Here is a 12764-nt window from a genome sequence, read left to right on the forward strand (position 1 = left end):
TATGGCTGATCATTTCATCTAATTTTACTAAAGCATGATTCCAAAATAAAAAGCACTTACTTTAAAATAAGGAAGTGCTTAATTCTTGCCTTAGACAATTCTTTTTACGTGACCATATTTTCCTTTTTCTTCAAGAAACGGGTTCCATTATCTTTTTATGTGACCACATTTTCCTTTTTCTTCAAGAAACGGGTTCTATTTTCTTTTTACATGCCTACATTTTCCTTTTTCTTCAAAAAACGGGTTCTATTTTCTTTTTACGTGACCACATTTTCCTTTTTCTTCAAGAAACAGGTTCCATTATCTTTTTACGTGCCCATATTTTCCTTTTTCTTCAAGAAACGGGTTCCATTATCTTTTTACGTGCCCATATTTTCCTTTTTCTTCAAGAAACAGGTTCCATTATCTTTTTATGTTACCGCAGTCTCCTTTTTCACTAAAAAATGGGTTCCGCTTCTTTTAACGACATTTCCCTACTGTTCAAAAAATGGAGTCTTTCTCTCAATTATAGTGTCAATCGTGATGACCTCTCGCCTTGATCTCATTTTACACTGCTGATTTATCCCGTTTCAACTCATGCAAAAAGTGGCAATTTTGGTGGATATGGTCGATCATTTCGTTTTTTAAGGTTCGGACTTTTTCTCTCGAAAGTCCTAAATGAGCTGCAATCGCTCGATAGCTCATGCCTTCCATCATGCAATCCATTAATGTAAGCTCTTGATCATCTACTAAATAAAGCTCTGCAATCTTTTCAATCGCAAATACTTTTTTTCTATACATGTTTAAACGTTTATATAATCGTCTCTCTCTTATGTCTAACGCTTCTAATTCTGCCTCACTCTTCAGTAAACTCCCTTTTGGCATGGCTGCTTCTATTCCATATTGTGTGACCCCAATGCTTTTTATAGGTACAGAAAATCCAAAAACAATCTTTTCTAATCGGCACACTTCTTTACGTAACCAATGATAATCATAAATCAGTTTTTCGATTTCATTACAATTCATTTATATACCCTCCTTATGATAATTTATTTATCCAATCTCACAAAAAAAATATCGAAATAAGTTGACCGGATAATTTAATATTCTTATAATACATATTAGATAATAAAATTATCATTTTGGTTAAAATTGGATTATTTATCAACATTTTTTCCATATTTTATATTTCTTTAGTAAGTAATTAAATTATATTGGATAAAAATATTATCTGTCAATCAAAAAATGGATAAAATATTTTTCACTCGAGGTGAGACCATGATGACTCTTGGACAAAGTCTGAAAAGCCTTCGCAAAAAAAAAGGGCTAAGTCAATATGAAGTTGCTGACAAACTGGGGATAAAAAGAGGGCGATATAATTCTTGGGAAAATGATATAGCAAAACCACGATTTGACATGCTAGATAAGATTTGTGAGTTTTTCAATATTCCTATGAATGAATTGATTGGACATTCTGAAGATAAACTGTATGTTTCTTCTAACCTATCGCCTTTTTCTGAAAAAGACGAAAAAGACATTGCTAAACGAATGGAAAAAATCAAAAATGATCTAACTAGTGAAGACGGGTTAAGTTTCAATGGAGAGCCTATGAGCCCTGAGGCAATCGAATCACTGTTAGAGGCAATGGAATATGCTGTTCGCCAAACACAACGGATTAATAAAAAATACGTTCCTCATAAATACAGAAAAGAGAATGAGTAGGGATGCGAGGCGATATCATTGGGATGGATCAAAACAATAGTGAATGAAATAAAGAAAAAGCACAAAACTTCTGACCCATTCGAGCTTGCATCTTTAAAGAAGATACACATCATTCCATGGGATTTACATGAGGAAATTTTAGGCTTTTATAAATATGATAAAAGGAATAAATATATTTTTATTAATAACAATTTAGACAATGAGATGCAGAAATATATATGTGCTCATGAATTAGGACACGCAATCCTTCATCCAAGGGTAAATACTCCATTCTTGAGAAAAAACACACTTTTCTCATTAGATAAGATAGAGGTTGAGGCAGATATCTTTGCCGTTGAAATTTTAATACCAGACGAGCTGCTATATGAAAATATGAACAATACCACTACTATTTACGAGGCTTCTGCTGCTTACGGCGTACCCTCAGAGATTATTCATTTGAAAAAGTATTAAGGGATATTGGGCAAAAGATCGTAATTACAGTAATTAAAATAAAACAAAATGATAGACCGAATGGATCAAGTTCCATATATCAAAAAATATCATTCGGTGGGAAACCATAAAGAAATATCGTACGTCTTTTCGTACGATATTTCTTTATGGCTTTAAGTTTAATGTCGTATCTGTTCCTTTTTATTTCTTAATGCTTCAGGAATATAGACACAGAACGGTTCACTTTCTAAATAATCACCAGTTACTGCATATGCTCTTGAACGGGAACCGCCACAGACAAAGCGATACTCACAAACGCCGCACTTTCCTTTATAGTTATTCGGATCACGTAACTCTTTGAAAATGCTGGATTCCCGGTAAATTTCTTTTAATGGCGTTTCTTTAATATTTCCGGCTTTAATTGGAAGCAGTCCGCTTGGGTACACATCACCTATATGTGAAACGAAAGCAAAGCCATTTCCATCATTCACACCACGTGGGGCACGTTTTAATCCATCTACCATAAATGCGATGTCTTTTGTAATCGTATCCTCGTAGCGAATATTATCTTTGCTTAAAGCCTTTTCACGCACCTTTTCTTGCAGAACCACTCGGCGGTAATGCTGCGAAGCAGTTGTTTTAATATCATAAGGAGCTGATTTGCTTAAGTCATATAGCCAGCGAAATACTTTTTCATGCTCAGCAGGTGTAATGCAATCCTTCATTTGTCCTCTCCCTGTCGGAACGAGAGTGAATACATACCACACAACCGCCTTCAGTTCCTTCACCAGCTCTGCCATTTCTTCGAGATGATCATAATTATACCTATTTATCACCGTATTAATTTGATGAGACATATTTAGTTCATTCAAATACTGAATCTTTTCAACGGTTAAATCAAATGAACCTGGGGTTCCACGGAAAAAATCATGAATCTCTGGTGTGGGTCCATCAAGGCTAAACCCCCATCTGGATAATCCGGCCTCTTTCGCCATGATCATTTTTTCCTTCGTCACATTAGGAGTAGCACTTGGAGTCATTGAAACTCGCATCCCTTTTTTCACTGCATAGTCTGCTAGCTTATAAAGATCCTCCCTCATCATACAATCCCCGCCTGTAAACACTAGCATGGGATTATTCATTTCGTAGATTTGATCAATGAGATTCATTCCCTCTTCATGCGATAACTCATCAGGATGTGGGGTTGTTTGCGCCTCAGCTCTACAATGTACGCATTTCAGCTGACACGCTCTCGTCGTTTCCCAGATTACGATAAATGGATTTTCATTGTAATCAATAATTGGATGCATTATTTATCACCATACTTTACATATAATATGATTAAATACCTATACAGGTACTATAATGCATCTTCATTGGACTTTTAATAGAGTTCACCAATTCTACTTACATACCTATGTATGCTGAAAATAATACAAATCTGACATTACAGTATGCGTAGTATTGAAAAGAGGATTCACGATTCATTCACATTTGTATTAGCATTAAAAATCACTGGATCATTTTTACATCTCAATAGATTGTTGTGAAAGGTTTCATTTTATACCGTTTTAAATCCATCCTTTATTTTTCGCCTTCTCAATCGCCTGCTGTCTCGTCGTAACCTCTAGCTTTTGGATGGCAGAAGATAAATAGTTTCTAACCGTTCCATCTGTTAGATATAAGGCTTTGACAATTTCTCTTGTCGTCATCCCTTTTTTTGCGAGACGGAGTACATCCATTTCCCGCTCTGTTAATGGATTCACCTCTTTTAAAAATAATGCTGCCGCTAAGTCCGTACTTAGTACACGTTCACCATTTTTTACACTTCGAATCGCTTCAATTAGAAAATCGATTGGTTCTTCCTTTAATAAATAGCCCTCCACCTGCGTATCAATTGCTTTTTGTAAATAGCCAGGGCGGGCAAATGTCGTGACGATAATAACCTTTGATAAATGATTCTCTTGCTTAAGTTTCTCTGCAATTTCAAGACCTGACATCGAAGGCATCTCAATATCTAATAAACACACATCAGGCTGATATTCCATAATCGCATCCCATGCCGCCAATCCATCTGCAGCTTCTGCTACGACTTCTATATCATCCTCCAGCTTTAATAATGAAGTTAACGCCCCACGAAGCATTTTCTGATCTTCCGCTATTACAACTCTAATCACGGTATCCTCCCCTTCCATTTAAATGAATTGGTACCCTCAACGTGATCGTACTGCCCTTTTGTGGACTCCCATAGATTTCAACCTGCCCTTGAAGCATATCGATCCGCTCCTTAATGGACAGTATTCCATTTCCTTTGCCTTCCTTTAATTGACCATTTCCGTCATCTATTACTTGAATGCAACAATATCCATTTTCTTCAAAATGAGAAAGTGTACAATGGTTAGCCTTACTGTGTTTGACAATATTCGTAATGGTTTCCCTTACAGAAAGTGCCAGCATCGTTTCCGCAACATTCGATAATAAAGGCATCTGTTCTTGTTTCTCATGAATCATTGCAATACCAGCAGTTTGCAAAACTCTTTGTGATTGTTCGATCTCCTCTTCAAGCGAAACAAACTTCATATCTGAAACGAGTTCCCTCACTTGCTTTAACGCAAAGCGGGATGTATTTAAAATATCATCTAGCTCCTGTTTCGCCTTGTTTTCATCTTTTTCAATTAACCTCTTTGTTAACTCGCTTTTCAGTTTTATCATCGTTAATGTTTGCCCAAGTGTATCATGTAAATCCCTCGCTATTCTCTGCCTCTCCTTCTCCAAAATAAGCTGAGCGTTTGCCGTATCGAGTTCCTCTTGAAGAACATTTGCCTTTTCTCTTATAAAAATAACAACCGGCACAAGCATTTGCACAATCATAAAGGGGAAATGCAGCGTTTTGACAATTGCAAACGGGCTTCCTTCTGTTAATAAACCGAATAAAATATGCATCACTGCAATGCCAATGATCCCGATTCCAAGATCTACCTTACGCTTTGCTCTTCCAAGCAAATCAGCAAAAATAAATCCGAAAAGTAAAATCCATTTATCCACATAAACGGCTAATAGCATAAGAATGAGGCAGCCTGCAAAACTGGCTGCAGAAAGCCTCCAATCCTTATGCCACAAGCAAATATAAAAGCATATTAAATACAAAACGACTAAAAAAAGCTGCCCTGGAAGCCCTATTGCTCCATTCGTAATGCAAACTTTATAAATTAATATCACAATAGTAATCACATCAATAAGCAAATATTTTTGAATCTGATCAAAAGGATAAAGCTTTTTTAGCATTACGATGAACTCCTTTTATTTAGTTTCTACTAATCTTGAAGTATATCTCCTAGCAGCTTCCATAGGACCAAACTTATAATGCTGCAGCCAAATATTCGCAAATATGACTTGAATCGTGCTAATAAACAGCCAAATAAGAACAATCGTCACAGAATTTACTTTTCCGCCTAGACCAATGCCCCAGCCGTAAAAAACGATCGCTGAGATTAAATTTTGCATAACATAGCAGCTTAGCGACATCTTTCCAACACTTTCAAGCTTGCTCCAAAGCCAAAAGCTCTGGGTTCTTTCTACTATTTTAGCAATAAATGCTAAATAACCTAAAGATAAAATGGGTGCAAATAGATAACGCACCGGAAAATCAAAGATGCCCCCTGGCACAAAGATGAGTAAATTTAGCGGAATGCCTACATACAAGCCTAATTTTATCAATTTCTTTCTCTGTTTCTTGCCATTTTCATCAGGAGAAAAGACACCTGATCTCATTAGACGAACACCAAGCAAAAAGAGAAATATATTCATAGGAATAACGAAAATAACCTCTGTACGTAAAAATACGAAATTTAATAGACGATATTGAATCTGCTTTATCCAGCTTCCATTTTGATAGAGGAATACGATTTCTTTTATATCACCAATTGACACATTCGACGCTGTAAATCCAAGAACGATTCCTTGCACTAAAAGCAGCAGCATAAAACCGCCGTGAAGTCCGCCAATGATCTTCATCGCCCTAGCAATCACCCGATCTCCGCCCTTTACAATAAAGGAAACAATGATCGCCGTTACCCCATAGCTCATTAAAATATCGTATTCCATGACAAGCGTGAAATGAATAAAGCCCTCCATCATTAAGATAAAGGAAGTCCATATATAAACACCCGGCCAAGCATTTCCTTTTCTTAAAGCCTGCTGATATTTTAATTCAAGACCTACGCCAAACATAATGGTTAATAAACCGAGCAGCTTTCCATTCACCAAAAATAAAACAAAAATCCTGATAAAATCTTGAAAAGACTTCCACCATGCAGAATGATCATATGTGAAAATATAAGACAAGTCCCCTAAGTAGGCAAATATCCATATATTTGTACCTAATGTCCCCAGCACGGCAAATCCTCTTAAAATATCTAGTAAGCGAATTCGTTTATTGTTTGTATTCATCCATTTCCATTTCCTTTCCTGATTTGATAATTTTATTTTAACTGTGAAAATAAGCAATCAATATTCACACTTATCAGGAGTTTTTTATGACAGGTGTCATATACAAAAAAATGGACGTGCTCATATGAGCACGTCCATTTAAATCAAAATCCTTTATGTAAAACTCCATTAATCAATAAAATCCGAATCTCAATAAAGAGACTCGGATCGTGGTGCATTTAAAAGTCAACTTGAACATCCCCATCATTAGAAACGATATCTAGCTTATGTTCAGTATTTGCCTTATGCGTTGCCTTTGCTTCGAAATTATTATCATTAATTGAAATATCTCCAAATTGATTGCGGATATTGTAGCTTAGCTCTGATTCTTTATTAGACAGCTTCAAATCAATGTCCCCAAAGCTTGAATGAATGACGGAATTTCCTAGAAGCTTTCCTTGAATGTCGATATCTCCATCATTGCTTTTCATCGAAAGCTCTTGACTAGTAAATTCTCTGAAGGTAATGTCACCAAACTTATTATTAAAAACAGTTGAAGCTGCTTCTATCCCATTAAATTCCGCATCGCCATCATTCATTTCCACGTGTAATCTTTCTGTTTTCACCTTGCTTCCTGTAATATCTCCAAACCCATTTTCAATTGTTAATTCATCGGATTGCAAATCCTTGATTACAATATCCCCATCGTTCGCATAAATGTCCATTTTATCCACTATCATTTCAACTAAGCGAATATCTCCAAATTTGTTCACTAATGAGATATCAGAGAATTTTGCGTCCTTTGGAACATAAATCTTAATAGCTGGCTGCGGAGTGCTCGTTAAAGTTAAATTAAGGAAAAATTTCGGGCCAGACTTTTGATCTTCACTTGTTAGAATAAGTGTGTCATTCTTTACTTCATGTGTAATCTCTATTCCTTTTAATGTCTTTATTTCGATTTTATATTCGGATGATGGGATGATCTCTACATCTGCATCTTTGAAATCAATCTTTATATTTTTAAAGGAAGGCAAAGAAAATTCTTCCGTTATCCGATCCTCTGGTCCGATTACCTGAAAGCCATCCTTTGTATTAGTAATGGTAAACCTTGCCCCTGCAGACAAGCCAGCCACGCTAAGAATAATTCCCATAACAATCATGCAGCTCGCAATGATCGTCATTGTTTTTCTTGAGGTTTTCATTTTACATTCCCTCCTTACGTCTGCGTGTTATTTTATCGAAAAGCCTTTTCAGCCATTTAGCTAATGAATTACTTATATTCTTTGTTACTAATACAAGTGGAGGGAATAAAAGAATACCTATTCCAGAAGCTGTTAATCCAATGCCAATAAAGAAAAGAGACGTTTGCCAATGCTGTGTAATCACAGCAAACCCTGCAACTATGCTAACAATGCCTGCTAAAGCTAGAGATACATTTAGAAGGAAGAATGTTAATAGAAAGCTTCCACAAAGCAGCACTACAGCAAATACAAGACAAACAACAAGTAAAAGCAATGGTAAAGCAATCGGTGATGCGAGAATAGCTAGAATGATGAACCATACAGCTGACAGTCCTTTTTTAGCTGTGCTTGATTCATTATCCAAACCTTTTACAGCGTATTCCGCTAAAATTTGCGAGGACACAAGTGCCGGTGAACCTAGTTTAGCTATTACCTCTGCTGTATTTTCCTCACCCGCTTCATCAAAATATTCATTATAGAAATCTATGGCTGCGTTTATTTCTTCATTCGGCAATTTATTAAGCTTTTGCCGCAGCACTTTTAAATACTCTTCCCTACTCATGATTTATTCCCCCTAATAGGACTGAATCAATTTTTTGCTTATAATCTATCCACTCCTCAAGCAGCTCCTCATATTTGGAGCGACCGCTTGGAGTAATTCGATAATACCGCCGGTTTCTTCCTTGAAAAGGCTGATCATAGGTTGTTAAATAGTCACCTTTTTGCAGCCTTCGCAGAACAGGGTAAAGTGTCGATTCTGAAATATCCATAACCTCGCGCACTTGCTGTGTAAGAGAATACCCATATGCATCCTCCTTCGCTAATATGGCCAGGACACAAGCATCAAGCAAAGAGGAACCAAGCTGAAATGACATAACTGTACACCTCCATGTATTATACATTAGCACATATTATATATCGTATAGTATTGGTGTTAGACATATTATATGACGTATAATATGTTGTGTCAACGTATATTATTGAAAAATTTTCCACTTAGATTGTTTAAGGGTTAGAATAAATAATATAAAAAAGAAGCTATTGTTTAAAATAGCTTCTTTCATGGGTGGGATATAACAGAACATAGGATAGGAGCCATGTCCCCCTTTTCCTTAACTGGGACAAGGTTCCTGTCCTCTTGTTCCTGCATTTATCCTGCAATTTCAGCCGAAGTAAGATCTCCATTAATATTTCCACTTACAATGATCGAATGTCCCCAAAACATCTCCCCATCAAAAAAGAATAAATTAAAGTCACCGTCTGAATAAACACTAATACAATCTAATTTCATAAGTTCCATGAACATGTCATTTGTAATCTCGTCTATCTCTGTCTCTTCATTATCCTGAAGCCAATCATTTGCTAATTCAGTCAGTTCTTTTGCGGCATACCTTCTAATTTTCATGTTCCATTCCTCTTGATTTTCGAAAAGAGCGTAGGCTGTTTCTAACGCAGCCTTCATCCCGCTTTCATCTTCATCCCAGTCAAAATACAGATTGCCTTCTTCTCCAGCCCATAATACTTTCTTTTCAAAAGTCTTCACACTTTTATCCAGTTCAAACTTACCTAACACCTCATCCGTGTAAAAAACCGGCTTTAACGATTCCTGCAGAATCATTTCCAACTCATCATCTTTATATGCTGTCTCCAAAACCTTAACAAGCATCATTGAATTCTCTGCTCTTCTTACAAGTAATCTCACAACTGTATTCTTTTTCAAAATATCTTTGGATTGTTCCCATTCTTCATCATTCACTTGCCATTCTAACCGTAACTCTTCTATTTTCGTTTCAGTAGATAATACATTTTTCCATGCAATTAATGGAATGGATGCATTCCACAGCTTAGCTCCACCACCTCTTCCTGCCCCAATTCCCGACGCCCCTGTAACAGCTGTAATTTCGATTACTTCTTCTGTGAATCTGTTATCAAATCTACTTTTTTCGCGCGATATACTCATCTTCCTAACATTCCTTTCATTATAAATATCTTCTTTATATATTAAACCTAAAATATACCATTTGGATGATTCCATTCTCCCCCTTTATCTAATAAAATCTTTGTAGCGGGAATAATACCCTATACCTTTGTATATATTTACTTATTAAAATTTCTGCCTATGAACTTTTCAATAATTTCCTTATAATTACATTATACAAATAATTGGAAACAGGAGAATGATTTATGATTGTAAGAACAAAGCCTTTAAAGGTAAAACTTAAATCAACAAATAGTCCTCTTGAGGATTTTATGACTATAAATAAAAAAGAGTCCGTTTCAAAAGAGGTTCTTTTTGTAAGATATATTGGTATTCCTGAATCCATTAAACATTACACAGAAACGATTCTAAAGATTGATCAGCACATGTCCACTGCTCCTTATTTACGTTTACAAGGGCTTGAGAGAATATCTAATAACAATGATATTAACAGACTGGCAAATGTTTGGGAGAATTGGCAAACGGTGGTTTCACCTTCTGCTAGCAACTCAAATTCTCTTTATCATGCAAATCTGTGTGCCCCATTACATAATGACACCCTTGAGTGGACGAAAAAGCTTACCTTTATGCAGGTTCTTTCAATGTATACTCAAACCCATCCGAACATGAATCCAAGTTTAACGAAAAACTTCGTCATTAAATTTTTACATTGGATGGAAATCTATTTACCTAAGCTTTTTACTAACTCAGGAACTTCCCCGAAAGTCATTTTTATCGGTGATATTAAACAGCATGAATTATTATTTTTGTATTTCTTATCTAAGCTTGGCTGTGATATCTGCTATATGAATCCGAAAGAGGACATTATCCATTTGCATCCTGAAGCCGAAACTTACTCCACATTATATAAATGCAGTAATTTCTATTCAGAGCCAATTAAGTTACCTGATTATTCAATTAAACCAAGTGCAGAGATTGCACCCATGCCTTCTAGGCCAAATATAATCTCCCAGCCCAAGATAGCCAATCCTGTAAAACAAATCCAAATCCGGGTGCCTGCTGCAGAACTGAGTTATGAACAGCTGGCTGGTCTATCAAACTCAGTTGTTATGATTAAAGTATATGATAACGAAAATAAGGTTGTATGCTACGGTTCTGGTGTGGTCATTCATAGTAAAGGATATATTTTAACGAATTTACATGTAGTTCAAGGCGGGCATCTTTTTTCAGTGCTCTATGAAAATGAAACAGAAGAATATGTAACAGATCATTTCATTAAATATCACCAGCAATTTGACCTGGCCATAATAAAAGTGGATAAACATTGCTCCCCTTTAATTGTTAAGACAGATGGTGAATTAGTTCGCGGCCAAAAAATTGTCGCCATCGGCAGCCCATTAGGATTATTTAATTCTGTCTCTGATGGGATTGTTTCCGGTTTTAGAGAAATTAATCAGTTATCCATGATTCAATTCACTGCACCGATTTCTAATGGAAGCTCTGGCGGTGCTTTGCTCGATATGTTTGGGAGACTAGTAGGCTTGATCACCGCAGGGTTTGATAATGGGCAAAATCTTAATCTAGCTGTGCCCTCACAAAAAATATACTTATTTGCCCAGAATTTTATTGAACATACGAACTAGCATAGTAAAATCCACCGCTTCAAATGATGATAATAATGAAGCGGTGGATTTATTTGTTATTGAGCAGTTGCCTTTTTCTTCTATTATATATAAGTTCTTAATTATTTATTTTTTTTCGTCTCATTAAAAGGTAGATTCCTATAATACCAATGACTAAAACGCCTCCACCCCATATAAACCATTGACTTCCATTTTGCTTATCCCTAAAATCAATTGTTTCAGTAGGTGCTCGTCCTTCGCCTAGTATTTCCAAGTCTTCCTGTGAAGATTTCAAATCATTTGTTCGATCACATATGATTGATACAAGTGTTTTTTTACCATACATGGTGGAATCATTTGCGTAAACCAGATATTCTTCTCCTTCTTTAAAATCAATTCCACAGTCACCTCCGCCTTGACCAGTAGTTATGATTATTTGTGATTGGTTTACACCCTTCCAGGTGTTCTTTACTTCAAAAAGAACAGACTTTGATCGATATCCTTTTAAACTTCCTTTTTCTCTTATATCGATAACTTTTCCACTGAAAACCGCTCTCGAATTTTCAAATTCAGTTTCTACACTAGGTAATTCTGCACACGAGCAAGCGCTGGCCATAGAAGGAAAAGTGCCTATTAATAATAAGCAAAAAATGAATGAGAGAACTGGAATACTTTTTTTCAAAAAAATCACCTCAATCTCTAGCAAAACCATACGTACTATGAGTAATATTATGTACAAAGTAATAGAATTATTCTCTTGCATCTGGAATTTTCATACTTATAATCTTTCTATACATCCCATTTAACATAATAGGAATATCAGTTTGAATGGATAGTTGCTTTACAAAAGGCTCGGATAATTTCTCAAAATTGATTCCAATATCTGTACCTAGCATGGAGATAAGCGGTCTTACAGCTTTTTTAATTGGTGATAGCTCTTCGTTCTTAGGGATAAATTTATCAAAAATTATTATTCTTCCCTTAGGTTTTACTACTCTAATCATCTCTTCCATACACTTTTGCGGATTCGGAACAACAGAAAGAAGTAAACTTGCAATTACGATGTCATACGTTTCATCAGGAAATGTTAGGTTTTGCGCATCCATTTGCAGAAATGTAATATTTATATGGGGAAATTTTTCCTTTGCCTTGTCAAGCATGTCACTAGAATAATCTATGGCTGTTATCTTAATATTATTGTATGGAACATATACTAAATCAGCACCTGTGCCACAGCCCACAAAGAGAACTTTTTCTCCATTAATAAATTCTATATCCTTAAATACTTCTTTTCTTGCTTTTAAAAACATACCTTTGTTGAAAAAACGGTCATAGAATGGCGACCAAGCTTTATAGATTATTTGATTCCATTTATTATTCATTTTGAACTCCTCTTATATA

At 35.7% G+C, this 12764-nt stretch carries 14 protein-coding genes; 3 read left to right on the forward strand and 11 right to left on the reverse strand.

The window, feature by feature from the left end; translation table 11 throughout:
- Nucleotides 1-546: 546 nt before the first annotated feature.
- Nucleotides 547-1005, reverse strand: a complete 459-nt coding sequence (locus tag FI644_RS04755) for a helix-turn-helix domain-containing protein (protein WP_056682704.1) — start codon at nucleotides 1003-1005, stop codon at nucleotides 547-549.
- Nucleotides 1006-1257: 252 nt separating this feature from the next.
- Here FI644_RS04755 and FI644_RS04760 point away from each other — a divergent pair, with 252 nt between their 5' ends.
- Entirely contained in the window at nucleotides 1258-1701 is a 444-nt protein-coding gene (locus FI644_RS04760; RefSeq protein WP_053478968.1) for a helix-turn-helix transcriptional regulator, read from the forward strand.
- 18 nt (nucleotides 1702-1719) lie between these two features.
- Nucleotides 1720-2154 (forward strand): ImmA/IrrE family metallo-endopeptidase, encoded by a 435-nt coding sequence (locus FI644_RS04765; protein ID WP_053478969.1) that lies wholly within the window; start codon nucleotides 1720-1722, stop codon nucleotides 2152-2154.
- Nucleotides 2155-2312: 158 nt separating this feature from the next.
- Here FI644_RS04765 and FI644_RS04770 read toward each other — a convergent pair whose 3' ends face one another.
- The 8 genes from FI644_RS04770 to FI644_RS04805 all read right to left on the reverse strand — a co-directional run bounded on the left by FI644_RS04770 (nucleotide 2313) and on the right by FI644_RS04805 (nucleotide 9762).
- The gene (locus FI644_RS04770; protein WP_142108104.1) at nucleotides 2313-3443 is read right to left on the reverse strand and encodes a TIGR04053 family radical SAM/SPASM domain-containing protein; all 1131 of its coding nucleotides are present in this window, start codon (nucleotides 3441-3443) and stop codon (nucleotides 2313-2315) included.
- A gap of 261 nt (nucleotides 3444-3704) precedes the next feature.
- Entirely contained in the window at nucleotides 3705-4310 is a 606-nt protein-coding gene (locus tag FI644_RS04775; RefSeq protein ID WP_142108105.1) for a response regulator transcription factor, read from the reverse strand.
- Entirely contained in the window at nucleotides 4303-5418 is a 1116-nt protein-coding gene (locus FI644_RS04780) for a sensor histidine kinase (protein WP_056682697.1), read from the reverse strand. Before FI644_RS04780 ends, FI644_RS04775 begins: the two co-directional genes overlap by 8 nt.
- A gap of 15 nt (nucleotides 5419-5433) precedes the next feature.
- Entirely contained in the window at nucleotides 5434-6582 is a 1149-nt protein-coding gene (locus FI644_RS04785; RefSeq protein WP_142108106.1) for a DUF418 domain-containing protein, read from the reverse strand.
- A gap of 218 nt (nucleotides 6583-6800) precedes the next feature.
- A complete protein-coding gene (locus FI644_RS04790) occupies nucleotides 6801-7763 on the reverse strand; it encodes a DUF4097 family beta strand repeat-containing protein (protein ID WP_053478974.1) in 963 nt (320 codons plus the stop codon).
- Nucleotide 7764: 1 nt separating this feature from the next.
- Nucleotides 7765-8364: a DUF1700 domain-containing protein gene (locus tag FI644_RS04795; RefSeq protein ID WP_053478975.1), complete on the reverse strand. Its 600-nt coding sequence runs from the start codon at nucleotides 8362-8364 to the stop codon at nucleotides 7765-7767.
- Complete coding sequence (locus FI644_RS04800) at nucleotides 8357-8677, reverse strand: PadR family transcriptional regulator (protein WP_053478976.1); 321 nt, start codon at nucleotides 8675-8677, stop codon at nucleotides 8357-8359. Before FI644_RS04800 ends, FI644_RS04795 begins: the two co-directional genes overlap by 8 nt.
- A 275-nt stretch (nucleotides 8678-8952) precedes the next feature.
- Nucleotides 8953-9762: a DUF2262 domain-containing protein gene (locus FI644_RS04805; RefSeq protein WP_142108993.1), complete on the reverse strand. Its 810-nt coding sequence runs from the start codon at nucleotides 9760-9762 to the stop codon at nucleotides 8953-8955.
- A 224-nt stretch (nucleotides 9763-9986) separates the two neighbouring features.
- Here FI644_RS04805 and FI644_RS04810 point away from each other — a divergent pair, with 224 nt between their 5' ends.
- Nucleotides 9987-11384, forward strand: coding sequence for a YceG family protein (locus FI644_RS04810; RefSeq protein ID WP_053478977.1), 1398 nt, complete (start codon nucleotides 9987-9989; stop codon nucleotides 11382-11384).
- Nucleotides 11385-11481: 97 nt separating this feature from the next.
- Here the strand turns inward: FI644_RS04810 and FI644_RS04815 are convergent, their stop codons facing one another.
- Both FI644_RS04815 and FI644_RS04820 read right to left on the reverse strand, forming a co-directional pair.
- Nucleotides 11482-12045 (reverse strand): LPXTG cell wall anchor domain-containing protein, encoded by a 564-nt coding sequence (locus FI644_RS04815; RefSeq protein ID WP_181758180.1) that lies wholly within the window; start codon nucleotides 12043-12045, stop codon nucleotides 11482-11484.
- A 67-nt stretch (nucleotides 12046-12112) separates the two neighbouring features.
- On the reverse strand, nucleotides 12113-12745 hold the full coding sequence (locus FI644_RS04820; protein WP_053478979.1) for a class I SAM-dependent methyltransferase: 633 nt from the start codon (nucleotides 12743-12745) through the stop codon (nucleotides 12113-12115).
- Between the last annotated feature and the right edge of the window lie 19 nt (nucleotides 12746-12764).

The sequence above is a fragment of the Cytobacillus solani genome (assembly GCF_006704205.1).
GTDB lineage: Bacteria > Bacillota > Bacilli > Bacillales > Cytobacillaceae > Cytobacillus > Cytobacillus solani.

What these genes read in the sequence shown, in the direction of transcription:
- FI644_RS04790 (WP_053478974.1), bottom strand. Translation starts at nt 7,763, where the DNA reads ATGAAAACCTCAAGAAAAACAATGACGATCATTGCGAGCTGCATGATT.
- FI644_RS04820 (WP_053478979.1), bottom strand. Translation starts at nt 12,745, where the DNA reads ATGAATAATAAATGGAATCAAATAATCTATAAAGCTTGGTCGCCATTC.
- FI644_RS04810 (WP_053478977.1), top strand. Translation starts at nt 9,987, where the DNA reads ATGATTGTAAGAACAAAGCCTTTAAAGGTAAAACTTAAATCAACAAAT.
- FI644_RS04770 (WP_142108104.1), bottom strand. Translation starts at nt 3,443, where the DNA reads ATGCATCCAATTATTGATTACAATGAAAATCCATTTATCGTAATCTGG.
- FI644_RS04780 (WP_056682697.1), bottom strand. Translation starts at nt 5,418, where the DNA reads ATGCTAAAAAAGCTTTATCCTTTTGATCAGATTCAAAAATATTTGCTT.
- FI644_RS04800 (WP_053478976.1), bottom strand. Translation starts at nt 8,677, where the DNA reads ATGTCATTTCAGCTTGGTTCCTCTTTGCTTGATGCTTGTGTCCTGGCC.
- FI644_RS04805 (WP_142108993.1), bottom strand. Translation starts at nt 9,762, where the DNA reads ATGAGTATATCGCGCGAAAAAAGTAGATTTGATAACAGATTCACAGAA.
- FI644_RS04755 (WP_056682704.1), bottom strand. Translation starts at nt 1,005, where the DNA reads ATGAATTGTAATGAAATCGAAAAACTGATTTATGATTATCATTGGTTA.
- FI644_RS04785 (WP_142108106.1), bottom strand. Translation starts at nt 6,582, where the DNA reads ATGAATACAAACAATAAACGAATTCGCTTACTAGATATTTTAAGAGGA.
- FI644_RS04760 (WP_053478968.1), top strand. Translation starts at nt 1,258, where the DNA reads ATGATGACTCTTGGACAAAGTCTGAAAAGCCTTCGCAAAAAAAAAGGG.
- FI644_RS04795 (WP_053478975.1), bottom strand. Translation starts at nt 8,364, where the DNA reads ATGAGTAGGGAAGAGTATTTAAAAGTGCTGCGGCAAAAGCTTAATAAA.